Annotated in this window: 22 protein-coding genes; 12 read left to right on the top strand and 10 right to left on the bottom strand. The window is 65.6% G+C overall.

Translation table 11 applies throughout. From position 1 onward, the window contains the following. Positions 1-44: 44 nt before the first annotated feature. Both B0G83_RS06035 and B0G83_RS06030 read left to right on the top strand, forming a co-directional pair. Positions 45-479 carry a GNAT family N-acetyltransferase gene (locus tag B0G83_RS06035; RefSeq protein WP_105506452.1) on the top strand — a complete coding sequence of 145 codons (435 nt, stop codon included), beginning with the start codon at positions 45-47 and terminating at the stop codon, positions 477-479. 135 nt (positions 480-614) lie between these two features. Next, positions 615-1,265, top strand: coding sequence for a cation diffusion facilitator family transporter (locus B0G83_RS06030; RefSeq protein WP_105506612.1), 651 nt, complete (start codon positions 615-617; stop codon positions 1,263-1,265). Positions 1,266-1,295: 30 nt separating this feature from the next. Here the strand turns inward: B0G83_RS06030 and B0G83_RS06025 are convergent, their stop codons facing one another. The 3 genes from B0G83_RS06025 to B0G83_RS06015 all read right to left on the bottom strand — a co-directional run bounded on the left by B0G83_RS06025 (position 1,296) and on the right by B0G83_RS06015 (position 4,466). Further along, positions 1,296-2,174: a 2OG-Fe(II) oxygenase gene (locus B0G83_RS06025; protein ID WP_105506451.1), complete on the bottom strand. Its 879-nt coding sequence runs from the start codon at positions 2,172-2,174 to the stop codon at positions 1,296-1,298. Between the two features lie 100 nt (positions 2,175-2,274). Beyond that, on the bottom strand, positions 2,275-2,754 hold the full coding sequence (locus B0G83_RS06020) for a nuclear transport factor 2 family protein (protein ID WP_105506450.1): 480 nt from the start codon (positions 2,752-2,754) through the stop codon (positions 2,275-2,277). Positions 2,755-2,882: 128 nt separating this feature from the next. Next, positions 2,883-4,466, bottom strand: coding sequence for an MFS transporter (locus tag B0G83_RS06015; RefSeq protein WP_105506449.1), 1,584 nt, complete (start codon positions 4,464-4,466; stop codon positions 2,883-2,885). A 115-nt stretch (positions 4,467-4,581) separates the two neighbouring features. Here B0G83_RS06015 and B0G83_RS06010 point away from each other — a divergent pair, with 115 nt between their 5' ends. The 3 genes from B0G83_RS06010 (at position 4,582) to B0G83_RS06000 (ending at position 7,635) form a co-directional block, all read left to right on the top strand. Next, a complete protein-coding gene (locus tag B0G83_RS06010) occupies positions 4,582-5,457 on the top strand; it encodes a LysR family transcriptional regulator (protein ID WP_105506448.1) in 876 nt (291 codons plus the stop codon). Positions 5,458-5,718: 261 nt separating this feature from the next. Further along, positions 5,719-6,252, top strand: a complete 534-nt coding sequence (locus tag B0G83_RS06005; RefSeq protein WP_258167730.1) for a hypothetical protein — start codon at positions 5,719-5,721, stop codon at positions 6,250-6,252. A 24-nt stretch (positions 6,253-6,276) separates the two neighbouring features. Beyond that, positions 6,277-7,635, top strand: coding sequence for a DUF2325 domain-containing protein (locus B0G83_RS06000; protein ID WP_105506447.1), 1,359 nt, complete (start codon positions 6,277-6,279; stop codon positions 7,633-7,635). A 47-nt stretch (positions 7,636-7,682) separates the two neighbouring features. On the opposite strand, the gene B0G83_RS05995 is transcribed toward B0G83_RS06000, so the two are convergent. The 3 genes from B0G83_RS05995 to B0G83_RS05985 form a co-directional block, all read right to left on the bottom strand. Continuing rightward, on the bottom strand, positions 7,683-8,081 hold the full coding sequence (locus B0G83_RS05995) for a winged helix-turn-helix domain-containing protein (protein WP_181156709.1): 399 nt from the start codon (positions 8,079-8,081) through the stop codon (positions 7,683-7,685). 52 nt (positions 8,082-8,133) lie between these two features. Beyond that, a complete protein-coding gene (locus B0G83_RS05990; RefSeq protein WP_105506446.1) occupies positions 8,134-8,733 on the bottom strand; it encodes a nitrogen fixation protein NifQ in 600 nt (199 codons plus the stop codon). Between the two features lie 107 nt (positions 8,734-8,840). Then, entirely contained in the window at positions 8,841-9,329 is a 489-nt protein-coding gene (locus tag B0G83_RS05985) for a molybdopterin-dependent oxidoreductase (protein ID WP_105506445.1), read from the bottom strand. 247 nt (positions 9,330-9,576) lie between these two features. Between B0G83_RS05985 and B0G83_RS05980 the strand changes: the two genes are divergently transcribed. From B0G83_RS05980 to B0G83_RS05970, 3 genes are all read left to right on the top strand, one after another. Continuing rightward, positions 9,577-10,503 carry a hypothetical protein gene (locus B0G83_RS05980; RefSeq protein ID WP_105506444.1) on the top strand — a complete coding sequence of 309 codons (927 nt, stop codon included), beginning with the start codon at positions 9,577-9,579 and terminating at the stop codon, positions 10,501-10,503. A gap of 84 nt (positions 10,504-10,587) precedes the next feature. Beyond that, the gene (locus B0G83_RS05975; protein ID WP_105506443.1) at positions 10,588-11,481 is read left to right on the top strand and encodes an extracellular solute-binding protein; all 894 of its coding nucleotides are present in this window, start codon (positions 10,588-10,590) and stop codon (positions 11,479-11,481) included. Positions 11,482-11,485: 4 nt separating this feature from the next. Beyond that, positions 11,486-13,354, top strand: coding sequence for an ATP-binding cassette domain-containing protein (locus B0G83_RS05970; protein ID WP_105506442.1), 1,869 nt, complete (start codon positions 11,486-11,488; stop codon positions 13,352-13,354). Here B0G83_RS05970 and B0G83_RS05965 read toward each other — a convergent pair. The 3 genes from B0G83_RS05965 to B0G83_RS05955 form a co-directional block, all read right to left on the bottom strand. Continuing rightward, positions 13,351-14,793, bottom strand: a complete 1,443-nt coding sequence (locus B0G83_RS05965; RefSeq protein WP_105506441.1) for a nicotinate phosphoribosyltransferase — start codon at positions 14,791-14,793, stop codon at positions 13,351-13,353. The genes B0G83_RS05970 and B0G83_RS05965 overlap by 4 nt on opposite strands. A gap of 132 nt (positions 14,794-14,925) precedes the next feature. Then, a complete protein-coding gene (locus B0G83_RS05960) occupies positions 14,926-16,128 on the bottom strand; it encodes an AAA family ATPase (RefSeq protein WP_105506440.1) in 1,203 nt (400 codons plus the stop codon). A gap of 73 nt (positions 16,129-16,201) precedes the next feature. Next, positions 16,202-16,492, bottom strand: a complete 291-nt coding sequence (locus B0G83_RS05955) for a hypothetical protein (RefSeq protein WP_105506439.1) — start codon at positions 16,490-16,492, stop codon at positions 16,202-16,204. Positions 16,493-17,843: 1,351 nt separating this feature from the next. Here B0G83_RS05955 and B0G83_RS05950 point away from each other — a divergent pair. From B0G83_RS05950 to B0G83_RS05935, 4 genes are all read left to right on the top strand, one after another. Further along, complete coding sequence (locus tag B0G83_RS05950; RefSeq protein ID WP_105506438.1) at positions 17,844-19,277, top strand: sigma-54 dependent transcriptional regulator; 1,434 nt, start codon at positions 17,844-17,846, stop codon at positions 19,275-19,277. A 90-nt stretch (positions 19,278-19,367) separates the two neighbouring features. Beyond that, a complete protein-coding gene (locus tag B0G83_RS05945; RefSeq protein WP_105506437.1) occupies positions 19,368-21,179 on the top strand; it encodes an MFS transporter in 1,812 nt (603 codons plus the stop codon). Positions 21,180-21,303: 124 nt separating this feature from the next. After that, entirely contained in the window at positions 21,304-21,633 is a 330-nt protein-coding gene (locus tag B0G83_RS05940) for an NIPSNAP family protein (RefSeq protein ID WP_105506436.1), read from the top strand. A gap of 341 nt (positions 21,634-21,974) precedes the next feature. Further along, the gene (locus tag B0G83_RS05935) at positions 21,975-24,629 is read left to right on the top strand and encodes a mechanosensitive ion channel family protein (RefSeq protein WP_105506435.1); all 2,655 of its coding nucleotides are present in this window, start codon (positions 21,975-21,977) and stop codon (positions 24,627-24,629) included. Here B0G83_RS05935 and B0G83_RS05930 read toward each other — a convergent pair. After that, a complete protein-coding gene (locus B0G83_RS05930; protein WP_105506434.1) occupies positions 24,568-25,419 on the bottom strand; it encodes an alpha/beta fold hydrolase in 852 nt (283 codons plus the stop codon). The two genes, B0G83_RS05935 and B0G83_RS05930, sit on opposite strands and share 62 nt — an antisense overlap. Positions 25,420-25,513: the final 94 nt, after the last annotated feature.

Here is a 25,513-nt window from a genome sequence, read left to right as displayed (position 1 = left end):
CCGTATTTTTTTGGGTGCGTCGACAAAGCAAAAGGAGACACGCGGTGCAATCGAACGAATTGACCATCTCGAACAACAAGGCCGATCTCGACGTCGAGATGGTCTACACCTTCCTGACGCAACACACGCCGTGGGCCAAAGGCATGCCGCGCGACACCTTCGAGCGCGCCGTCGCGGGCTCGCTCTGTTTCGGCGGCTATCTCGACGGCAAACAGATCGCGTTCGTGCGCCTCGTCACGGACGAAGCCACCTTCGCGTACCTGTGCGATGTCTTCGTGTTGCCGGCCTATCGCGGCCAGGGCGTCGCGTCCGCGCTGCTGAAGCACGTTTTCGCGAGCCCCTCGCTCACCGGTTTGCGACGCATCGTGCTGGTCACGAGCGATGCGCATCACGTGTACGCGCCGCATGGCTTCACCGGCCTGGCGAATCCGGAGCGTTATATGGAATTGCATAACCCGGCTATCTACAAGACGGACTGAGCACCATCGGACCGCTGTCATCGCCGTGCCACGTTCGCCCGGTACTTTGCTGCGACAACAGAAAAAACGGTCCCCACCCCATGTCCCAGCTTTTCGAGCGCGACTGCCGCAGCCCTGCCCTTGCCGGTGGTCACCTTGTTTAAGGCCGCCTCCGCGAGCGCGCTGCTCAACGCTTTCCTCTGCGCGATGCAAATCGCCATCGGCATGATGGCGCATTCGGACGGACTGTTTGCCGACGGCATCCACACGCTGAGCGATCTGGCCGCCGACAGCGTCGTGCTGATCGTGCTCTACCTCACCACGCGACAACGCGGCACCACCCCGCGCGACGCCGGCAACGGCATCGAGCAGGCGCTGGCGTCGCTCTTCATCGCCGCCGTGCTGAGCGTCACGGCGATCGAAATGCTGTGGAACAGCATCGCGCAAACGTCGACGCTGACCGACAGCACCGCCATGCATATCGGCGCGCTCGCCATCAGCGGCTTCGTGATGCTCGCCAAGGAAACGCTGTTTCGCTACATGCGCGCCGAAGCCCGCCGCACCGGTTCGGCGATGCTGCTGGCCAGTGCCTATCACGCTCGCGTGGACGCGGTGTCGGCACTGGTCGCGACGTTGGGACTGGCCGGCAGTCTGGCCGGCGTGGCGGTGCTCGACCACGTGGCCGGCGCCGCGATCGGCCTGATGATTCTGCGGATGGGTTACACGAGCGGACGCACTGCCTTGAAACAACTGCTCGCCGGCTCGACCGACGCCGCCACCATCACGGTCGGCCAGACGGTCGAATAACGGGTCGAACGTCGGGTCGATCGCGCGACGTCAGCCGTAGGCGCGTTCGCGCATCCACTTCGTCATGATCCATTTGTCGCCGCCGAGCACGGGCGAGCCGCCGTGCAAGGTCAGCGGATCGAGCTGACGCTGGCCGTTCATGTAACGGAAATACACCGCGCCGCCCTGGTTCGCCGCGACCGAAAAACCCGCTTCCGGGAAAATCGTCTCGCCGCCGTCGGGCACGTCGTTCAGATAGATCACCAGCGTCGATACACGCTGGCCGCCCTGCGCGGTATGCACGGCGCTGCCGGGTTGATCGGGTGGGAAGTAGTCGAAATGCGGACGGTATTCGCCGGTCACGCCGTAGTGCAGAATCTGCAGCCCTTCGCCGTTTTCGACCGGCCAGTTCATCAGGCTGGAGATGCGGCGGTCCAGCTTCTCGATGAACGCGTCTTCGCCGCGCTGATACCAGATGCCCTCGCTAGTGCGGTTGCGAATCACGTCTTCCTTGCCGGTGTCGGGATTGACGATCGTGGAGCGTTTCAGCCGATGCCGCGAACGCTCGATCATCTCCTCGCATTCTTCCGGCGACAGCACGTCGGCGAACACGATGACTTGCGGGCGCTCGCAGCGCATCACTACACGCACGTCGCGGTCGTGGGCACGGATCACGTTGCCGGCGGCGACCGGCGCTTCGTCGTAGTGATAGGTGCGCGGCGCGGTCTTGGCGAGCACGGCCTCGGTCGCGGCAAGCGACGCCGCGCCGGCGTCCTGCGCTTCCTGGCCGAACGCCTTGTGGACGGCGGAGCGTGCGGCCTCGGTGGTGAAACCGGCCTGCACCATCGAGTCGATCATCGAATCCACGCTGCAGCCGCGCGCCACGTTGCTGCTGAGCCACTCTTCCCAGGCGGAATCCACTACTGGCATGACATCCCCTCGTTTCGTCGGCGTGACGAAATACTGTATCAACTCGCCGGCGCATGGCAAGCGGGAGGTGGGATGGGTGGCAGCCGGCAGCGGTGGTTGCTCAGCCCTGCAACTGCCGGCCGCGATAAAGCGCCAGACCTTTTTTCGCTTGTGCGCGGATGGCGCGCTTCACCAGCGGCGACCAGCCGAGCAACGTCCCTTTGGCGCCCAACGCCTGACGCGACCAGAGCCACACATCGAAACTGTCGCGATGTTCGACGATGCGGCCGTCGCGAAACACGAAACGCGCGTCGATCCGGTTGACCACCTCGCGGCCCGTCTGGCTGAACAGGTAACGGGCGACCCAGTGGGCGCGGCCGTTGTGCTCGTCCGCCTCGACGTGGTCGAACGTCAGCGAGAAGTTCTGCGCGCGCGCCACCAGCATGCGCCACATGTCGCGCGCTTCGTCGCCGCGCAATTCGCCGAAGACGGGGTCGCTGAAGACCACGTCGTCGGCATAGCAGGCGGCCATGGCCTCGCCGTCGCGCTGCTGGAAGGCCGTGTAAAACCGCTCGATCACTTCGATGTTGGGATGGCTCATTTTTTCGTCTTGTGCGTTGCCGGGATTAGCGAAGAAGGCGGGTCCGGACGTGCTGCGCGGTCATTCGGGCGCGAGCACGCAGCACACGATATCGGAAAACGGCGCGGGCTGGATAGCCTCGCCATGCTCTAGCCGTTCGACACCGCCCCACGCATCCGCGCCGCTTCGGCCCGGCCGCCCAGCAGCCAGACACCGGCGGCAATCGCCGCCGCAGCGAGCCCGGCCAACCCCAGCGCGGCGGCAAAGCCACTAGCAAAGCTCGCGTGCGCCGCCGACATCAGCGTGGCCCGAACAACCGGCGCCATATGCGCGGTGGCTTGCGTCGTATCGCCTGCCAGCACGCGGGACATGAAGCCGGTGTCGAGCGCGGCCCTGACTTCGGGCGTGAGCGGCGTATCGGCGATGAAAGCCGCGTGGGTGCGGGCCGCGAGCACCGCGCCGAGCACGCCGACCGAGGTCACGATCGCGGTAAAACGCGTGGTCGTGCTGATGCCGGACGCCATGCCGGTGCGGTCCGGCGGCACGCACGCCATGATCGCCTTCTGGGTGTCGCCGTTCAGAATCCCGGCACCTAGTCCCGTGACGATCATGCCGAGCGCGACCAGCGCATAGCGCTCGTCACCGGCCACCAGCGCCGTCAACAGATTGCCCAGCGCGATCAGCAGCAAACCGCCCGCCAGCACCGCCATCGCCGAAAAGCGTTTGCCGAGGGCCGCGCCGATGTACGGCCCGACCACCATCGCCAGCGCGAACGGCAGCATGCCGACGCCCGCCGCCACCGCCGACAGGCCGAAGGCGTTCTGCAGATACAGCGGCAGGAACGTCATCATGACCTGCGCGCAGGCGGCGTAACCGAACATCGCGAGCACGGCGGCGACGAAACGCCGCTGGCGGAACAGCGCGAGATCGACCATGGCGTGCGCCCGCACGCGCTGAAGCTGCACGAACCAGCCGAGCAGCAGCCCGCACGCTGCAAGCCTGGCGGCGGTGGGCCAGCTCGCGAGGCCATCGGCGGGCACTTCGATCAAGGCCCAGATGCCAAGCGACAGCGCCGATCCGAACAGGACGCCACCGGCGAGGTCGAGCGGACCGCGCTGCGGATTGCGCGATTCGACGATCGCGCGCGACGCGCACCACGCCAGCACCGCGCACACCGGCAGATTCAGCAGAAAGATCCAGCGCCAGCCGAGCCATTGCGTGATCACGCCGCCGACCAGCGGCGCGACGGTGGTGGCCAGTCCCATGCAGGTGCCCCACACGGCCCATGCACGCACCCGAGCCGGGCCTTCGTGGAAGGTGTTCGCGATCACCGCGAGCGCCGCGGTGAGCAACATCGCCGCGCCCACGCCCTTGACCGCGCGCGCGAGGTTCAGGAACAGCGCGGACGGCGCCACCCCGCACCCGAGCGACGCCAGAAAGAACACGGCAAGCCCGAGCAACAGCATTTTCTTGCGGCCGAGGCGGTCGGCCAGACCGCCGGCAGGCAGCAGACACGAGGCGAACGCGACCATATAGGCGCTGACGACCCATTCGACGTCGGCGAAACTCGCGTGGAACGAGCGCGCGATCGACGGCAGCGAGACGGCGACGACGTTGGTGTCGAGCACGATCAGCGCGCAGGTCGCGGAGGCGGTGGCGAGGATGAAGGCGGGGTTGGCGGCCGGCGCGGGTCTGGTTGTGGGCGTCGTGGCGTGGGCGGAATCAGGTGGCATGAGCGCGGTGTCTAGCTAACGGGGAATGAAGTGATCTCATCGTAACGAGGCGTGTATTTCCTGTCATTGACATAGAATCGCTAAATAATTAGCCTTGAATGCAATACAAAAACCCATGCGCCAACTCGAACTCCGCCATATCCGCGCCGTCGTTTGCGTCGCGAGACTGCTGCATTTCTCGCGCGCCGCCGACGAACTGGGCATCGCCGCGCCGTCGCTGACCAAGCTGATCCAGGAAGCCGAACACCTGCTCGGCGTGCGGCTCTTTCATCGCACCAAACGCTCGGTGGCGCTGAGCGCGGCCGGCAACGCCTACCTCGCCGAGGCGCTCACCGCGCTCGACCACCTCGCTCGCGGCGAAGAACGCGCGCTGCTCGCCGAGCGCGGCGAACTGGGGCGGATCGAAGTCGGCTACGTGGCGTCGGCGGTTTATGCGGGCGTGTTGCAACGCTCGGTCGGCGGCTTTCGCGTGACGCATCCGGGCGTCGAGATTTCGATTCGCGAGGTGCCGATGGACGGCGTCGCCGCCATGTTGCAGGACGGCCTGCTCGACGCCGCCTACGTCCGTCCGCCCATGCCGCTCGCGGACGGTATTCAGGCCGCCACCGTGCATCGCGACCGCTTCGTGCTGGCCATCCCGGCGGACTCCCCGCTGGCCGCGTCGGCAAGCGTCAAACCCACGCAACTGCACGACCAGTGGTTCGTGCTGCCGGAACAGGAGGCGCCCACCTTCGAAGTGGCGCGGCGCGGGCGCTTCTCACCGCGCCTCGGACCCCGGCCCGGCACGCTCGCGTCCGTGCTGGCCTGCGTCTCGCTGGGCGGCAAGGTCGCGGTGGTGCCGCAAACACTGGCCGAATGCATCGCGTTGCCTGGGGTCGTGTACCGCGATATCGCCGGCAAGGCGATCGCGTCGGAAATCGCCATTGCCTACCGGAAGTATGAAAAAACGGCGGCGGTGAAAGCGTTTCTGGACTTCGCGCGCAAGGGATAGAGACCGCATCACCAGGGCATGCGCGCGGCATAACCGGCAGCACCCCCAAGGCATGAACGCGGCTCAACCGCGTCTCAAACCCGGCATACGCATCGCCCAAACCCAAACCGAACGCTCGTTCCGATCCACACTCTGATCGCCTTTCGTTATATCCTGTCGAATATCACGGTCGGCTTGATGCCGCGTGGCTGCTGGTTCTCCAGCCTGGTCCATCGCCCCGCCGACCCTTGACGCCCAACCAGCCAGCAGGAGCCCCTAGCGGTGCGCAGCCGATCCACTCCGTCCGACCCGGCCAAAAGCCGTCAACGCTTTGCGAACGAGATTTCGTCGACGATCGTCGCGGTGAAATCGGCGTCCGAGCGCGGCCGTGCCGAATCGATCCGCGACGTCGTCGATGCTTACCGGCGCCTGTACGGCAGCGTGCAACGCTTCGTGCTGATGCTGACCAACGACCAGCTCAACTTCGCGTCGGTCGGCACCTCGGGCTCGCATTCGCTGAACCAGTTGCTGTCGATCCTCGCCGAGCGGGCCCGGGCGGTCGGATTCGCGCGTCTGCACGACCTGAAAGCCGCGATCGAGGAAGCCCGTTCGGCCGAACAATTGCGCGACGCGATTTTCTCGGACGCGTTCAGCAACGATCTGGCCGCGCTGCGCAAAGTCGTGGCGGCGCTTGAACGGCTCGATACCGCTTTTATCGGCCTCTGCGTTGGCCATGTCCTCGAACAGCATGCACCCGTCGCGGTGTGCACGGCCAACCTGCCGCGCGCGCGTCAAGTTCACGTCGAGCACGACTGACCCCGAACCGGATTCGAGGATTTCATGCACACGCCCCCGTTTCGCCTCGCCCAGCCCTCGCGTCTGAAACTGTCCGGCGACGAACTTGCGCACGCCGGCATGCATACCGCCGACGCATGCTGTACGCCCAACAACGCGCCGCCGCCTCGAGCGGACACCCAGCGACGCGCGCGCCTCGCCGAACTCGACGGCCATCTGCATTGCTCCATCATCGGCACCTGCCTGAGCACGCAGGAACTGCGCAAGCTGATCCCCAAATTCACGAATCTCGATCGCCGCGACGCCAGCGACCTCGACATTCATCACGCCGCGGTCGAACTGGCGATTGAGGGCGGCGCATGCGCCAAGGCGCTGCACAAGTCGCTCGACGAACACTATGCGACGGCGATCCGCCGCTTCGAGCAGGCCGGCGACGACGTCGAGTTGCTGAAGTTGTGGGACGAGGCTTTAAAGAACGGCGACATTCCGCCGGCGTACTGGGCGTTGATGACGCACCGGCACGCAACCTTGCCCGTGCGTCAGAAAGCATTCGGCGACCTGCATATGCTGTCGCATCTGGTCGGCGCGGCGAACCGCGCGGATATTCGCCGGCTGGTCGCGCTGGAAGAAGAAAATGCCGCGCTGAAAGAGAAAATCGAGCGTCAGCAAAACCGGTTGCACGAACTGGGCGCGCAGCGTGATGCATCGATCGCCGCACTGAACGAGCAGATTGCGCAACTCAGCGCGAACGCCGCCCGTCAGCTTCCCGCCGACGCCGCCGCTCTCGCCGCCGAGACGCAGCAACTACGCGAGCGGCTGAGCGACGCCGATCAGCGCGTGGCCTTGCACACCAGCCGCCGCGAAGCCGCCGAGCAGCGCGTGCTGCAGGAGCAGGACGCCGCCCAGGCGCTGCGCCGAAGCCACGATCAGGCGCTCGCATTACTTAAGCTGGTGCAAGGCGAATGCGACGCGCTGGAACGCGCGACCGTCGACGCCGCCGACGCCACGAACGGAGCCGGCGCGCGCCGGGCGAGTCTCGACAGCGTGCAAGGCAAGCGGATCGTTTATGTGGGTGGCAGGCCAGGCTCGAACGCCGCGCTAAAGCGTCTGGTGGATGCGGCCGGCGGCGAACTGCTGGTGCATGACGGCGGTCTGGAAGATCGCAAAGGCTTGCTTGCGGCCGCGTTGCCGGGCGCGGATATCGTGGTGTTTCCGGTGGACTGCATCGATCATGATTCGATGAATACGCTCAAACGCGTCTGCGAGCGTCATCAGATCGACTACCACCCGCTGCGCACGGCCAGTGTGGCGAGCTTCGTGGAGTTGATGGCGCGACTGCATCCTGAGCAGATCGCGCAACTGGGTAGCGCCGCGCCTTCGGCATTTTGCTTGCGGCATGGCTGAGCGCCGGGTTCGGGCGGATCGAGGTCCGCCGCTCGAACCGCCTTAATTCACGAACGAATCAAGCGCGTCAAGTCGGCGATCTGCTTCGCGCAGCTTCGCGCGGCTTCGACTTCGACGTCCCGATACAAACGGATAAGGGTTTCGCCGACCGGCGTCAGCGTGCAGCCGCCGCCGCTTTGACCGCCCTGCTCGGAATGCGTGGCCGGCGATTTCAACGAGCGGTTCAGTTCGTCGATGAGCAGCCACGCCCGACGGTACGACATGTCGAGACTGCGCGCCGCCGCCGAGATCGAACCGAACTCGCGGACGGCTTCGAGCAGTTCGACTTTGCCCGGTCCGAGCGCCACGGTGTCGCCGGTACGGATACGCATTCTGAAGCGCACTTCGGGGCGCACCTTCGCGGATTTTTTCGCGGATGCGGGTTTGGTTTTTGCAATGTCGGCCATGCGCGAAAGCATACACGAACGGCCTCGCGCTGCCATCCTGTGCGGACGCTGCCTAGTCGAGGTCCGGGAAGCAATGCCGGTAGTCTTCGCAGCGAGGGCAGCCGGGCGCGGGGCCGGGCGCCAGACCCAGCAAAAGCGCGCGTTGTTCCGCGAGAAATTTCTTCCATCGCAGATTGGCGACGTTGCGTTCGACCAGGGTCGGGAAGTAGCGCGTCAGCATCCAGGTGACGTCGTCGCGGCCGCGCAGTCCGAGGTCGCGCCACAGGTGATCCGGACGCAGGCAGGCGTGCGCGATGATCGTGGCGAGGCTATCGGCGTCGGCTGGGTCGACCGACACGCTGGCGTGCGTGAGCAACAACGTGTGAAGCGTGCGGACGAAGTCGATCTGGTCGGCGGCATTGACCGGCAGCGGAAGCGCGGGGGCCGATGCGTGCGTGAAGTGTCTTGCCAGAAGCGCGCGCCATACCGGCTGTTGCAGGCCGAGCAGCGCACATTCGTTGCGCGCGTCGCGCGCGGCGATCAGCCTGGCGAATAGTTGCGTGTCGGGCGAGGCGGGATGGGTGGCGAACGAAAGCCAGGCGGCCGTGCGGGCGGCGACATGGGCGTCGAGCGAATCAGGAGCGGCAACGCCATCAAGCGGATTGTCAGACATGGCATCGACACGCGGAAGAATATCGGCCCATGTTACGCCTACGGCGTGTCCGCCCTCACGCGCCTTCGCCTGAACAGTCCAAGCAGACCAAGCAGTCCACACCCACCCTAAACCGAAGCCGTCAAAACCTGCGCCTCGATCCGCGCAAGCCGCTTGACATGCCGCGGCGCCGGCAAAATATCCGAGCCCGAAAACAGAATCGGCGCGCCCTCCTCCGCGTCCAGCGCGCGCCCGCCGCATTCGTGAGCCACCAGCACGGTCTCGCCAATCGGCGTGTTAAACAGCTCGTGCCACGAAAACGTCACGACATACCCGTCCTGCCCGACCGCGACGAACACCGTACGCTTGAACTCGCCCGGCACAGCGTTCGGCAAACCCGCCTCGGTAATCAGCGTTGTCAGACGCACGCCACGATACGGTTCGACGCTGCGAATAAAGCGGTTCGTCGTATAGCAGCGCAGATCGAACGGCGTGGCCAGCACGCTGTCGTACCGCCGCAGTTGCTCAAGATCGAGCTGCAACGGGCGTTGAAATCGTCCGTTCAAAATCAGCGCGCCATTCACGGCCGGCGCGGCAATCACGTTCACACTATCCATTCGCGCTTATCTCCAGCATCGGCAGCCTGGCGGCTTGTTCATTCGTTATGTCCGTGTGTATATTACGCGGCGACGACCGCTTGCGCATAAAACCGCGCACGAACTTCGTCTATAGGCACTATATCGCCGGGCATATCAGCCGATCCGGTAGCGCCATCCTTACGCAAAACAACGAACAACAATGAACGGCGTACCGTCTCGCGCCGGCCCATGGCCGACGCGCACGCTCGCCAACCCAGGAGATTTCATGCGCCTCGCTTCCACCCTGCACCGCACCACCCGTCTCGCTCTCGTCAGCTTCGGCCTGATCGCCGCGCTGGCCGGTTGCGGCGGCGACAACGTCACCGCGTCGCCGCAACGCTTCGCCGTGAGTGCCGCGCCGAACGGCATTGCCGTGCGCGCCGCCGACGGCACGGTCTTCATCACCGACGACCAGACCAGCAGCGTGCTCTCCTCGCCCGACGCCCACGTGTTCGCGCACTACGCCAGCGTGCCGACCGTTTCCGGGCAGTCGAACAGCCTGAGTCAACTGAGCTTCGCCGACGCCGGCGCACTGACGATAGAGCGCTTCGGCTTCGGCACGGCAAGCGCGGTGTTTAGCATCACCGGTGTCGATACGATCGCGGCGCTGACCGGTCCCGACCCGACCCGCCGACGCCTCGGCCTGATTTCGATCGGCTCGAACCGTCTGCTGTCCACCTGGTTCATCAAGAGCGGCAGCAATCCGCCACAAGGTGCGCTGAGCCTGATTACCTACGACCCGAACGCCCACACGGCGATCGAACGCGATCTGCTGACGGGACTCGGCAAGCCGGTCGGTATCGCGGTGTCGGGCGACAACGTGTACGTGTCGGATCAGGCGAATAACGACATCGTCAAAGCCAGCCTCAGCGCGTTGCTCGCCAGTTCGCAAGCGACGGCGGCCAACGGTGCGTTCGTGCAGATCAATAGCCCCGACCTGATGACCGTCGACGCGCGCGGCACGCTGTACACCAAGTGCAACACCACGGGCCTATGCCGGATCGCGCCGGACGGCACGATCAGCGTGCTGGCAAACGACTTTCAGGACGCCCGCGGCGTGGCCGTGGACGCGCCGCGCGGCCTGCTGTACGCGATCGACCGCGCGACCGCCAGCGGCGGCACCAGCTACGTACGCACTTTTCCGTTGAATTGACGTCGCGCCGGATGACGCCATCCGTGCAACACGACACGATGGCGTCGTAATATAGCGCTCTTAATAACGTATCGGGGTTATCGCATGATTCGCAAGCTGCTCGCTTCTCTCGTTGCTCCACTCGTCGTGGTCACTGGCATCGTGACGGCCGCGCCCGCCTTCGCCGACGACAGCAACACAGTCAACGTGCTGTACGCCGGCTCGCTCGTCAATCTGATGGAGCGCAGCATCGGCCCCGCGTTCGAAAAAGCCACCGGCCAGCAGTTCCGCGGCTATGCGGCGGGCTCGAACAAGATCGCCAACGAAATCAAAGGCAAGCTGCGCCGTGGCGACGTCTTCATCAGCGCGAGCCCGAAGGTCAACGCGAGCCTGATGGGCGAAGCGAACGGCGATCACGTCACGTGGTACGTGAATTTCGCCGAATCGCCGCTGATGATCGGCTACAACCCGCAGAGCAAGTTCGCGGCGCAGTTCAAGAGCAAGCGTTGGGACCAGGTGTTGCAGGAGCCGGGCATCCGTATCGGCCGCACCGATCCGAAGCTGGATCCGAAGGGCGCGTTCACCGTCGAGATGGTGACGAAGGCCGCCGAGCTCTACCATCAGCCGGACCTGGTCGAGAAGACGCTCGGCGCGGCGGAGAATCCCGCGCAGGTTTTGCCTGAGGAAACGCTGGTGGGCCGCCTGCAATCGGGCCAACTCGACGCCGGCTTTTTCTATTCGACCGAAACGTCCGACCTGAAGATTCCGGCGATCCGTCCGGCGCCGGAATTGCAGGCCAAGGCCAGCTACACGCTGACCATTCTCACTGACGCGCCGAACCGCAACGGCGCGAGCAGCTTCGTCGACTTCCTGCTGAGCGAGAAAGGCCGTGCGCTGCTCAAGCAGCATGGCGTGGACGTCGTCAAACCGACCGTGAGCGGCAACGTGCAAGCCATGCCGCCTTCGGTGCAAGCCGTGATCGACGCCAACGCGCCGTAACGCGGTGAGCCGTTCGAGCGCGCGGCCGCTGCTGGGGCTGGCGGCGCTGCTGGCCGTCTATCTGTGCGCACCGTTTATCGCAAGCGTGCCGCAGCTCGGCGCGGCCGATTGGGCGAACGTCGACTGGGCCGCCACGTGGTCGGCAGTCGGCGTGTCGGCGGCGAGCGCGAGCGTGGCCTCGCTCGCGATTCTGCTGGGCGGCGTACCGCTCGGCTATTTTCTGGCGCGCTCGACTTCGCGCAAGGTGGCGCTGCTCGGCTTCGTCGTGCAGTTGCCGCTGGCGCTGCCGCCGCTCACCAGCGGCGTGTTGCTGCTGTTTCTGCTGGGGCCGTATAGCTTCGTCGGCCGCTTCACCGGCGGCATGCTGACGGACTCGTTCACCGGCATCGTGCTGGCGGAGACTTTCGTCGCGGCGCCCTTCCTGATCATCGCCGCGAAATCCGCGTTCGCCGCCGTCGATCCGGTTCTCGACGACGTCGCCGCGACGCTCGGCCATCGCGCCGGCAGCCGTTTCTTCCGCGTCATGTTGCCGGTTGCGTGGCCGGCCATTCGTGCCGGGCTCGCGCTCGCGTGGCTACGTGCGTTCGGCGAATTCGGCGCGACCGTGATGGTCGCTTATCACCCGTATTCGTTGCCGGTGTACACGTACGTGGTGTTCGGCGGCCAGGGGCTGCCCGCCATGATGCCGTTGCTGCTGCCCACGCTGGCCATCGCGATTCTCTGCGCCGCGTTGTCGATCTACAGCCTTCGGCAAAAAGCGGCGCGGGAACACACCGAAAACGGCGACGACGCGCTGGAACCCCTCGCGGAACCGGCAACGGCGAGTCGCGGGGACGCTGAAGACCGGCGCCTCGCATTCCATCTGCGGCGCCAACTCGGCGCGTTCGATCTCGACATTGCATGGGCGCCCGTCACGCGCCGCCTCGCCATCATTGGGCCGTCGGGCTCGGGCAAATCGCTCGCGCTGCGGCTGATCGCGGGGCTCGACGCCAACACCACGAGCACCGTGCAACTCGGCGAGAAACAGCTCCATACGCAGCCACCCGAGCGTCGTCAGATCGGCTATATGCCGCAAGACTACGGGCTGTTTCCGCACATGAGCGTGGCGCGGCAACTGAGCTTTCCCGTCGATGCCGACGCCGCGAGCGCGCGTTACTGGCTGGAACATCTGGGCCTCGCGCCGCTGGTCGCGCGTCTGCCGCATCAGTTGTCGTTCGGTCAGCGCCAGCGGGTTGCACTGGCGCGAGCGCTGACGCGGCATAGCGAACTGCTGTTGTTCGACGAACCGTTCGCCGCGCTGGACACGCCACGACGGCGCCGTCTTCAGCAATCGCTGCGCGCGTTGCAACGCGAGATCGCCGCGGTGACGATCATCGTCACGCACGATCCGGACGAAGCCGCGTTGCTGGCCGACGAAGTGCTGGTGGTCGAACAGGGGCGCGTGCTGCAGGCGGGCTTTATCGATGCCGTGTTCGAACGGCCGGCCTCGATGCGGGTCGCCGGCCTGCTCGGTTTGCACAACGTCGGCGAAGGGGTAATGACCGGCCCGTCTCAGGTCGACATCGCTCCTGGCTTCACGATAACGATTGGCGCAGGCGTAAGCGAACACGGTCTGAAACCCGGACAACGCGTCATGTGGCGCGTCTCGTCGCACGCGTTGACGCTTGCACCGGACGGCGCGCATAACGGTGTGGTCGAATCGGTCGAGTTGCGGCGCGGCGAGCGCTATCTCCGCGTGAATCTGGGCGGCGTACATTTCGACCTGGCCAGCGACGATGCGCACCTGCGCGAAGGCGCGCCCTGCCGCATCGACGTGCGAGCGGCAGGCGTGACGGTCTGGTTAGCGCGCCCGGCCGATCAGCCGGGCAATTAGCCTTCGTGCGCGTGAGCGCGGTGGCGGATGTCGGTGAGCGAGACGTCGATCAGCAGCTTGCCGGAATCGAACACCGTGACCAGCGCGTCGTCCCAATCGCTTTCAGCGGTGCGCTCATCCCACTCAAGCGGCAGCGTCGTGGTTCGATACTCGCCGGTGTGGCGATTTCGCAGCAGCGTGAGGCGGCCTTTCATCGAGCGCTTGCCGGCATCCGTAACCGGATCCTTCAACACGTCGTGCCATTCGTCGCCGAGACGGATCGCCGAGCACTTCATCGCGAAACGCTGCGTGTCGCGATTGATCTGCTGCAACAGCGCGCCGCCCATGCCGAACACGATGTTGTCCGCCGCGAAGCCGGCTTCGTCCATTGCCGCCAGAATGGCCGCGATCGATTCCGGGTTCACGCCGTCGCCTTGAATCACACGCACGTTGTCGAGCACGCGCCTGCGCTTGCCGTTCAGTGTCGAACCGAACGACGCGTCGAGCGCGCGCAAGGTTTGCAACACGATCGTCTGCGGATCGCCCGAGTCCGGCCGGATCACCAGCATGCCGCCGGAATCGAGCACCGACTGTTTCAACTCGGTGCCCCACACGTCGAGCGCGGCGAACAGATCGTAGGAATCGGACACCACCGAAACGATCGCGCCCGGCTTGCCGAACTGCGCGAGCATGTTGCGGAACGCATCGGTTTCGCGCTCGCGGCCCCATGACGTGATCGTGCTGTGCTCCGCCGCCGGCACCGAAAACGCCGCCATGGCCTCGTTGTAGTAGTGGTTCGCCGCGACCACGCCGAGCACCGTATCCGAGCCCATGAAACTGACCAGATGCGCGGCGCCGCCAATCGCGGCCGACTCCGCGCTCGACACGCCGCGCGCGCCGAAATCGTGCAGCTTGAACGGCAATTGCGTGAGATCGTCGCTGGTTTTTTCCAGCGCGGCGCGGATCGTCTGGCGCAAATGCCAGCTTTGCGTCGCCACGGTGATCGGATACCAGACGCGCAACAGCATGGTCTCCAGATACGAGGCCAGCCAGAACACCTGCGGATCGTCGCATTCAACCGTGACCAGCACGTTGTGAGTCGGCACGACCGAGCCTTCCGGCACCGCGCGAATCCGTACCGGCAGATAGCCGCCGAATTGCGCGACGATATAGCGCCAGCCGGCTTCATTGAACGGCTCGCCGTGCGCGGCGAAGAACGCCTTGGCCTGATCGATCATCGCCGGGGTGATGGGCCGGCACAGATACTCTTTGATGAGCATCTGCAAACCGAAGAACAACGTGCGGCCATAGCGTCCGCCGCGCGACTCGATGTACGAGAACATCGCCGACGCTTCGGGCGGATATTGCAGGTAATGCGAGGCTTTGTACGAATCCGTGTTGAGGATCGGATTCGACAGGATCGACGCGATGTCGTTGAGACCGTGGCTAACGTTGTGCATGGGCGATGCGGCGCCCGAAGGCGCTCTCGAGGGTGATCGGGCGGGTGGTGCTCTTTTTACCATACACCGCCGCGACACTTCGTACGGAATCGCGAGCCAACATCGCCGCGAACGCCCCGCTCAGCGCCTCATTCAATGCCCCGGTTTCAACTGCGGCGGAATAGTGGGCCGTGTCGAGAACAACCGCCCGAGCACGCCTTTGCGACGCTCGACGAGCGGCGGCCACAGCATGTCGGCCAGCAGCCTGATGCCTTGCGCCAATGCGCTGTCACGCGCCGCGGTCACTACCGGCACGCCGCGACTCAGCGCATCGTTGGTCAACTGTTCGTCGCGCGGCAGCTGATGCGCGACCTTCGCGCCGAGCGTTTTTTCGAGCGTCGGCAGATTGATTTGCGCGTTCTTGTCGTATTGATTCACGACCACTCGCACCTTGCTTGCCGGATAGCCCAGTTCGCGGAAAATATCGAGCATGCGGCGTCCGCCATGCAGGTACAGCGGATTCTGCCGCACCACCATGCAGATCGAGTCGCTGCGATTGAGCGCATGGATCGTCAGCGGATTGAGGCTTTGGCCGACGTCGATCAGCACCGCGTCGTAACGCTCGCGCACCAGCAGAAGAATCCGCTCCAGTTGCGAAGGCAACAATTCGGCGGCCTTCAGCGGATCGCCAGCGCCCGCCAGAACGTCGAGATTGGCATGCACGTGCATCAGGCAGGAGTCGAGCAAGGCCGCGTCGAGCCGGCCGATCTGCGAGCACAGATCGGCGAGCGTGGTAGGCGGCGGTTTATCGGCGAGCAACAGGCTGGCGTCAGCGAATTGCTGGCTCAGGTCGATCAGCAACACGCGCCGGTTGCGCGCGGCGGCCAGCGAATAGGCGAGATTCACGGCAATCAGCGTCGTGCCGCTGCCGCCCTTGGACGACGCGAGCGACACGATCCGTCCGGCACGGCGGCTGCGGGCGGTTTTGCGGGCGTGGATCTGCGCGAGCGCGCCGGTGATCTCACCGGTTTCGAGCGGCCAGGCGAACACATGCCGCACGCCCACCCGCATCGCCGCGCCGAGCAGCGCGGTCGACGGTTCCGGCGTCACCAGCATGCAGTGCAGCGCTGGCGTGCAGGCCAGCGCTTCTTCCACGCCGTCCAGTTCGCGGGCATTCAGGTCGATATCGTCGACGATCAGCAGATCCGCGCTGCGGAAAGCGCGTACGTGCGTCAGCAATTGCCGCGCGGTGCCGTAGACAATCCGCAGCCGATGCGGCACGCAGCTTTCTTCGAGGCGTGCGGCAATCTGCGACGCGCGCTGCGCGCTGGATGAAATCAGCAAAATGTCGATCATGTCGAGTCTCCGCCGTTCTTGGGCCGGTCGGCCGGCGAGGCCGTGTCGATCACAATCGACGTTCGGTTCAGGTTTAGTCTTCGTCGGCGTCGGACGGATAGACGTCCGTACCGCGTTCTTCATGCCGCTCGGACTGCACCGGCATGTCGTAGAGCGCTTCGCGCAAGGCGTCGCGCTGAATTTCCGCCTGCGCCCGGCGCTTGATCTGGTCTGCGATCACCAGCGTCAACAGGTCGGGCGGCGGCGCGGCGAACAATCCACGCGGCGCGCCTTGCAGGCGCCGCCACGTCAAGGCGTCGGGCCGTCCCGTGATTCCACGATCCAGCCGCGCTGCGGCGACCGGCTTGATAGTCTGTGTTTTCATGACAACCCCCGAGTGATGATCCGCTGCACGACTGCTGCCGCGCGACTGCCGGTTGATCCTCACCAAGAGCCGTGTCCGCCACCACGCGGACACGGCGCCCGGCTCACCTCGTACTGTGGTCTCTCTATGGAGACTCGGGCCCTGGCTCCCCGCTTCGTCGCGCCGGCTGGTCCTGACCGTGCGCTGCTTTCCCCGTCGCTACTTCTTCGCGTCACCGGTTCGCGGACTGCGCGAACCCGGTACGTGTCGTCATTGCCTGCGCTTCGACTCCGTCATCTCGGACGGAAAAAGTGGCGAGGTCAACGCGTCACGTTGTCCGGTCAGCGAAAGACCGGTACCCCGTACCGATCATTCGCGCCGTTTTTTTGACATCCGCTTCTTTTGGTCCCGCCGCACCCTCGTAAGTCACATCTGCTTGCTCTACCGTGCCTACGAAGTCTGTGTTTGCCGCCGGTCTCTTGTGAACTCTGCTTCCCCGTTGCGAACCGGGCGGCAACGCATTCTTTCTGCTTGAGTCACCTATTGCAACGGCTGTGCCATGTGCCTCCAAACCCCGATGGCACGGTGATTTTTTGTGCGTTGCATCGTATTACCGCTCTTCGACGGCACCTGTTGATTCGGATTCGACACGCACCGACAGCGGTCAGCGCACGATCCAGCACCCCGTACCGGCGGCCAGTTTTACCGATCGTCCATAGCGACGCCTTTGCAGCCAAGGGGTTATGTTGCCGACCGGTCAAATGTGCCGGTGCGCTGAGAGCATCAAGCAGCGCCTGTTCGGCTTGCCCAAGTTGTCGCAAGCTTGAGACGCGACGCACGGCGAACGTCGCGTGTGTTTCAGGATGACGAAATGGCGGAATTCGCCGTTATGTGGGATGCCCCGCATTGCCGGGATTGACCGATGATTTTTGAACGGTCAGCGCGGCGCACGGCGTGTGGACTGGCCGCTAAATCCAGATTTGTTTGTATGGCGCTCGTAGGCGGTTTCGCTTATGGTTAAGCCATGCGCCACCTAGAGCGCTTGTATCAGGCCAACGAGGTAAGAAACGGTTGTCGTTCGGGGATGAAAACGTCTGGCGGGTTTCAGCGGTGAACTGCTGTTCTGCCATCTGTCCGATATGTAGCACCTCGCGGCTCGCGCCGCCTGTTCATGCCCCCGCCGTTGCCGCCATCGTGAATCCGTCATCGCCCGGTTACTCGCTTCGAGAAACCGCAAGCGGCGGCGAAACCCAAGTCCGGGTCCGTGCAAACGGACCGGCTGGCTCAGTTGGCCGAAGACCGGTGCGCGTTGCCGGTCTATCCAGTACGCGTTGAACTGCAGTCCTGAGAGCAGCATCGAACCGGGGGAAACATGACTACCAATTGCACGCCTGTCGACACCGAACGCACCGTTCTGTACGTGTCCAATACGCCGGATCACAAGCTCGCCGATTTTCTCGCGGCTTCCGGCTGGCAAGCTGTGCATGCTAAAAGCACCGCGATCGCCGAACGGTTGATCGAGCGCGGCAACATCAAGGTCGGCCTCGTCGAGTTACCTGGCGACTGCACCTCCCAGCATCTGTCCGCGCTCGCGAACTGCATGCGGCGCGTCGAAACCAACTGGGTCGCCCAGATCGCGCCGGGCCAGGCGGAAAACGAACTGGTCAGCCGCTTCATCCTCGACTATTGCTTCGACTTCGTCACGCGCCCGTGGCTCAACGACCGGCTCGTGTTCGCGCTCGGCCATGCGCACGGGCTCTCCAGTCTGCGGCAAACGCCGGTCGCGCCCGAACCGTCGCTCGGCCGGCACGGCATGGTCGGACAGTGCGAAGCGATGCAGCAGTTGTACCGGCGCATCGACAAATGCGGCGTGACCGACGCCCCGGTCTTCGTGGCCGGCGAATCGGGCACCGGCAAGGAACTCACCGCGCGGGCCATTCATGAGCGTTCGCCACGCGCGGGCCGCGCGTTCGTCGCGATCAATTGCGCGGCGATTCCGCCGAGCCTGCTGCAGGCCGAACTGTTCGGCCACGAACGCGGCGCGTTTACTGGCGCATTGCAGCGCAAGATCGGCCGGATCGAAGGCGCGCACGAAGGCACCCTGTTTCTCGATGAAATCGGCGATATGCCGCATGAGTGCCAGGCGGTGCTGTTGCGCTTCCTGCAGGAAGGCACGATTGAACGGCTGGGCGGCAACGGCCCGATTCACGTCGACGTACGGGTCATCTCGGCGACCCACGTGGATCTCGACAAAGCGGTCGAAGACGGCCGCTTCCGCTCCGACTTGTACCATCGCCTGTGCGTGCTACGTCTGATCGAACCGCCGTTGCGCGAGCGCGGCGGCGACATCAAGCTGCTCGCCAATTACGCGCTCAGCATGTACAAGCAGGACGGCGCGCGCAAACTGCGCGGACTCTCCAGCGACGCGATCGTCGCGATGTCGAACTATCCGTGGCCGGGCAACGTGCGCGAGCTGATCAACTGCGTGCGTCGCGCGGTCGTGATGAGCGAAGGCCGTTTCATCACGGCCAGCGATCTCGGCTTGCCGGAAGCGGATAACGGCCCGGCGGTGACGCTCGCCGAAATCCGCAGCAAGGCCGAGAAGGACGCGATCGAACATGCACTGCAGCGGCATGGCTACAAGCTGTCCGAAGCGGCCGCCGAACTCGGCATTTCGCGGGCCACGCTGTATCGGCTGATGCACGCGAACCGGTTGCATCAGGAACCGGCGGCCGGGCGCACGTCGGGTGCGGGCGGTGCGGATGCCGACGACGAGGCTGAGCGGCAGGCGCCTTCCATGGTGTGAGGACGGGTGAATTCCGAGGCGGAATTCGCGCCTTTCGGATGCCCGCCCGCGTTGCTATGCTGAAAGCCGTTCATCCACCCCGGAGCGGACTTGGCCGATCGGCAGATTCCGGCGCTAGCGCGCCGTCCCTCCTCCACGCTTCCCGCCCAGGCCAGTCCGTGCGACGCGCTGGCCATCCGCGCCCACTCGCTCAGCACCGGCACACCCTGCCGACGTAAGAAGCTCGCGCTGGCCGCGACTATCCTCGGCTCCAGCATGGCCTTCATCGACAGTTCCGTGGTCAACGTCGCGTTGCCGTCGATCCAGACGGAACTGGGCGCGAGCGTGGCGGCGATTCAATGGGTCGTCGACGCGTATCTGCTGTTTCTCGGCGCGCTGGTGCTGGTGGGCGGCTCGCTCGGCGACAAGCTCGGCCGGCGCACCGTGTTTATCGCCGGGATCGTGCTGTTCACGCTGGCGTCGATCGGTTGCGGCCTCGCGCCCAGCGCCGCCGCGCTGATCGCGGCACGCGCCGCGCAAGGCGTGGGCGCGGCGCTGCTGGTGCCGAGCAGTCTGGCAATCATCGGCGCGGTGTTCGACGACAGTGAGCGCGGTCAGGCGATCGGCACGTGGGCCGGCGTCGGCGCGATCACGTCGGCGCTTGGACCGGTCTCGGGCGGCTGGCTGGTGGATGCGTTTTCGTGGCGGGCGATCTTCTTCCTGAACGTGCCGATTGCCTGCGCGACGGTTGCGCTGGCGGTAATCGCCGTGCCGGACAGCCGGCAAGACGACGTCGCGAAGGCGGAGCCGTCCGACAGCGGCGCGCCGGGTGATACACCTGCGCCGTCCGGTGGTGCCGCGCGGGTCGATGCGTCTGTCCAACTTCTCGCAACGTCGGCGGCCAAGCTCGACTGGCCAGGCGCGGCTACCGCCACCATCGGACTCGCCGCGCTGACGTATGGCCTGACGCTCGCGTCGACGCACGGTTTCGCCAACCGCTGGGTGCTGGCCGCGATAATCGGCGGCTTGCTGGTCATGGGCCTGTTCATCGCGCTTGAGGCGAGAACGCTGAATCCGATGATGCCGCTCGACGTGTTCCGTTCGCGCGATTTCGTCGGTGCCAATCTCGTCACGCTGCTGGTTTACTTCGGGCTCGGTGGCGCGCTGTTTTTCCTGCCGTTCACGCTGATCCGCGCTTATGGCTACAGCGCGACCCAAGCGGGTGCGGCGCTGCTGCCGGTGCCGGTGACGATCGGCCTGTTGTCGCGCTTTACCGGCGGTCTGACGAGCCGCCATGGAGCACCCGCCTTGCTGACCGTGGGCCCGGTGATCGCGGCGGCCGGATTCGCGATGATGGCGCTGCCGTGGGTGCGCGGCGAGTACTGGCGCGGCTTTTTCCCCGCGCTGACGGTGCTGGGACTCGGCATGACGATCACCGTCGCACCGTTGACAACGACCGTGATGACGTCGGTCCCGGCGACACGCACGGGCGTCGCGTCGGGGATCAATAACGCGGTGGCGCGGGTGGCGAGCCTGCTGGCGATCGCGGTGTTGGGGATCGTGTTCGTGTGGTCGCACGACGCCGCGCTCGATGCACGCCTCGATGCCTTGCATGTGCCACGAGCGGAGCGCGAGGCGGCGAGTCTTGCGCGCAGTGATGGGGAGCCGTCCGGATCAGCAGCGGTTACGGGTCCGACGTCAGCTTCGGCTTCGCACCCGGCTTCGGACTCGAGTCCGCCAGCCCCCGTGGCAAATCGGCAGACCCACGCGCCGGACACAGCGCCCCAAACCGCCGTCGCAACAGCGCAAGCCGACGCACTAGGCGCCGCGTTGCGAGCCGTGGCGCTGATGTCGGCGTTGTGCGCACTGATCGGCGCGGCGCTGGCGGCGACGACCATCCAGCGTTCGCAGCGCAAGCCGTAGCACCGGCAAACCCTCCGCCCGCCGCGTTCCACACTTCAGCTCACCCTGAAACATCGTCACCCGCCGATCTCCATACTGACGGCACGGCAGTCCACACGCCCCTCACGCCACCGAGAGCTTACCCATGACGATCACCTGCTTTATCCGTTACCAGATCGATCCGTTCCAACGCGACGCCTTCGACGAATACGCGCGCAACTGGGGCCGCATCATTCCGCGCTGCGGCGGACATCTGGTCGGTTATTTCCTGCCGCACGAGGGCACCAACGACATCGCGTGGGGTTTGATCACGTTCGACAGCCTCGCCGCCTACGAGGCCTACCGCACGAGGCTACGCACCGATCCCGAAGCGCGCGACAATTTCCAGTTCGCGCAGACGAAGCGCTTCATTCTGCGAGAAGAGCGAACCTTTACCGAAGTGGTAAAAGGCACCTTCGAGGTCGCGCCGCTGTAACGGAAGGCCACCCCAACTAAACGCGGCATGCATGGGCGGCGCGCACCGTCCCGCACGCCGTCGCGCGCGCTCATCCACGCCCTGAACGCGCCCACCACCCGAACCGCTGCCGCCCCCCGCGCCGTCCGACAGGCAGGTTTTTTGCTGCCCGTGCTAGCCTGTCGGCTGCCGCTTGTCGCCCGCCCGGCTTCGAAGGCCCGCCCAGCTTGCCCGAGGCGGCCGACGACCGCCGTCGCGAGGAACTTGTATGACCTGAACCGTGTCGGTTCAAGGTTACGCCGCCGAAACGGTCCACGCGTCCCGGCCCAGCCGTCCGCACCTGGAACCCCGCCTTACACCCTATGCGCAAATTACTACTCGTCTGGTTGGTCCTTCTTTTTATCGCCGGTGCAGCACCGGCCTTCGCCGCCCCGGCGCAACCCGCGCCCGCCTCGTCGGCCTCCGGCGCCGGCGTCACGCTGACGCCCGAGCAGGCCCGCCAGGCGCTCGCCGTCCTCAACGATCCCAAACGCCGCGCGCAAGTAGCCGATACGCTGCAAGCCATCGCCGCCGCCGGCGCGCTCAGCGCACCGCCTGCCGCGTCCGCTGCTTCGGCCGCTTCGGCCCCGGCGGCGGCCAGCGCCGCTACCCTCGTCCCAGCCGCGTTCCAGTCCAACGGACTCGCGTCGCAACTGGCCCGCCAGGGTGCGCATTGGGCGATCCATCTCGGCAAATCCCTGCGCGCGTCGGTGGCCGCGCTGCTCGATACCACGTCGGTACGCGCGTGGTGGAACTGGCAACTGACCAACCCGCAAGCGCGCGCCGTGCTGGGTCATGTCGTGTGGTCGCTGCTGGCCGCGCTGGTGCCGGCGCTGGTGATCGAATGGCTCGCGCGGCGTCTGTTGCGTCGTGCTTATAAAGCGCTGGCCGCCCGCCGCGAACTGGGCGCGGAAGACGACTCGCCACAAGCCGGTCTGCCGGTCGACGTGACGCCGCAACCCGCCGACGCCCCGAACGCCGCGCCGCCGTTGCCCGTCATGCCGGCAGCGGAAGCCGACGCCCTGGCCGCCGCGACGGCCAGTCCCGCCACCGCGCCATCGGCCAAAGGCAAGCTCGACGAAGCGCAAGGCAAACAACGCGCCGCGCATCACTGGACGTTGCTGCAACGTCTGCCGCGCGGACTGTTGACGCTGGTGCTGCGCTTCATCCCGCTCGCGGTGTTCGTCGGCGCGGCCAGCGGGCTGATGTCGGTCGTCACCGACGACGGCACGCCGCAAGACCGTGCGCTCGATTCGCTGATCGACCTCTACGTGCTCAGCCGCGTGATCGTGATCGTCAGCGGCTTTTTCCTGCAGCCGGGCGCGCCGCGTCTGCGTCTGTTGCGCATGAGCGATGCGTGGGCCGCCTTTGTGCAGCACTGGATCGTGCGGATCGTCAGCGTGGTGGCGGCCGGTTCGGCGATCGCGGAAATCGCGCAGTCGCTCGGCCTGAACGACGCGGCGCATCTCGCGTTGATGAAGGTGGTCGCGCTCGCCGGCCACGTGATGATTTCGATCCTGATCCTGCAATGCGCGACGCCGGTCGGGGAACTGATCCGCAAGCGCTTTGCCGCGCGCGAATCGCTCGCGATGTTCGGCAGCGCGCTGGCCGATACGTGGGCGTGGCTCTCCGTGTTCGTCGTGATGGCGCTCTGGTTCATCTGGGCGCTCGACGTGCGCAACGGCTATCACGAACTGCTGCATCTGGGCGGCATTTCGCTTGCGGTGCTGGTCGGCGCGCGGGTGATGTCGATCGTGATTTTCGGCGCGCTGGCGCGGCTCTTCAACGTGCAGGACGACGCCGACAAGTCGCTCGTGCACCGGCATGCGTATCGCTATTACCCGCTGCTGCGGCGCGTGGTGTCGTGGATCATCGGCGTGATCACTACGCTGGCGTTGCTGCAGGTGTGGGGCGTCGACGTGATCGATCTGTTCCGCGCCGGCTCGATCGGCCACCGGCTGGCGTCGGCGCTGGTCACGATCGGCGTCGCGGCGGTCGTCGCGTTGCTGGTGTGGGAAGGCGTCAACGTGTCGGTCGAACAGCGGCTCGAACGTTGGACCAGCAGCGGCGACCTGGTGCGCGCCGCGCGCCTGCGCACCTTGCTGCCGATGCTGCGTAGCGCGCTGTTCTGCGTGATCGCGCTGGTCGTGGTGCTGACGGGTTTGAGCGAACTCGGCGTCAACATCGGGCCGCTGCTGGCGGGTGCCAGCATCTTCGGCGTGGCGCTCGGCTTCGGCTCGCAGAAGCTGGTACAGGATTTCATCACCGGCATTTTTCTGCTGATGGAAAACGCGATGCAGGTCGGTGACTGGGTCACGCTCGCGGGCGTGTCCGGCACGGTCGAGTATCTGTCGATCCGTACCGTGCGGCTGCGCGGCGGCGACGGCTCGCTGTACACCGTGCCGTTCAGCTCGGTGTCGACGGTCAACAACACCAACCGCGGGCTCGGCAACGCGGCAGTGAAGGTCAATATCGTGTTCGGCGAGGACGTCGATCTGGCGATCGACACGCTGAAGGAAATCGGCGCCGCGCTGCGTGAAGACGAGAAATACAAGGACGGCATCCTGTCCGACTTCAGCTTCTGGGGTGTCGATGGACTGGATGGATCGGCGGTCACGTTGGCCGGCCAGATTCAGTGCCGCGACAGCGCGCGCTGGGGCGTGCAACGCGAATTCAACCGGCGCATTCTGAACCGCTTCGGCGAACTGGGCATCGCAATCGCAAATCCGCAACGCCATCTGCTGACGTGGGATCCGGAGAGCGTGCCCGCGCAGGTTGAAGCGGGGACCGCGCCGAAGACGGCGCGGCAGGACGAGCCGCCGTCCAATCCGCCGTCCGCGACAGAAGCCGCTGAAACCGCGAACACCGCCGCACGACAAGGCGATGCCCCCGTGGACGACCAGTTGCCCGTCGACCCTAAACCGGCCGGCGGTCCAGGAACGCCAGCAAATCCTGGTTCAACCTCTCCGCATGCGTGAAATAAAGACCGTGGGCGGCGTCCTCATAGACAGACAGTGACGCGCCGGGGATCAGCCGCGCCGTGGGCCGCCCGGTCAGTTCGAGCGGCGCCGACACGTCGCGCTCGCCATGTACCACCAGCGACGGCACGTCGACCCGCTTCAACTCCTCGCGGAAATCGGTGATGGTTTGCAGATGCGCGAGTTCCAGCATGGCCTGATGCGAGGTCTGCAGCATCATCCGGATCGTCCAGTCGCACGGCGCGCGCGACACACCCGCGCCGAAGTACGGCGCCGCATTCGCTTCGATCCAGTCGGGAAACGAGCGGCGTAGCGCGGCGCGGCCTTGTTCGAACAGCACGCCGTCGACCCCGTTCGGGTTGTCGGCGGTTTTCAGCAGATACGGCGTGGCGGCGGGCGCGACGAACGCGATCCGGGCGATCCGCGACGAACCGTGCCGCGTCAGATAGCGCACTGCTTCGCCGCTGGCGATCGAATGCGTGACCAAGGTCACGTCGTGGAGATCGAGCGTGCTCAGCACGCTGTTCAGATCGTCGGCCAACGTGTCGAAGTCGTAGCCGCGCCCCGGGTCGCTCGAACGGCCATGACCGCGACGGTCGTACGCGATGCAGCGGCAGTTCAGCCGCGCTAGCGGTTCCATCTGATACGCCCACATGTCCGAATTCAGCGTCCAGCCTGAGAGGAACACGATCGGCGTGCCTTGACCCCAGTCGCGGTAGAACAGACGCGTGTTGTCGGCCGCGCGGATGGTGTTGGGTTCGTCGGCGAGATGCGGTGCGGTTGCGTTCATGGCGGCCTCTTCTACGTGGATGGGAATGCGCGATGCGATGGCGTCACTGTGCCGGGCGGCCAGACGCGGGTCGATTACGTGGGAGGTAAAGAAA

This window comes from Paraburkholderia sp. BL21I4N1, from assembly GCF_002973525.1.
In the GTDB taxonomy this organism is placed as follows: domain Bacteria; phylum Pseudomonadota; class Gammaproteobacteria; order Burkholderiales; family Burkholderiaceae; genus Paraburkholderia.
This window is presented reverse-complemented; position numbering and strand designations above follow the sequence as displayed.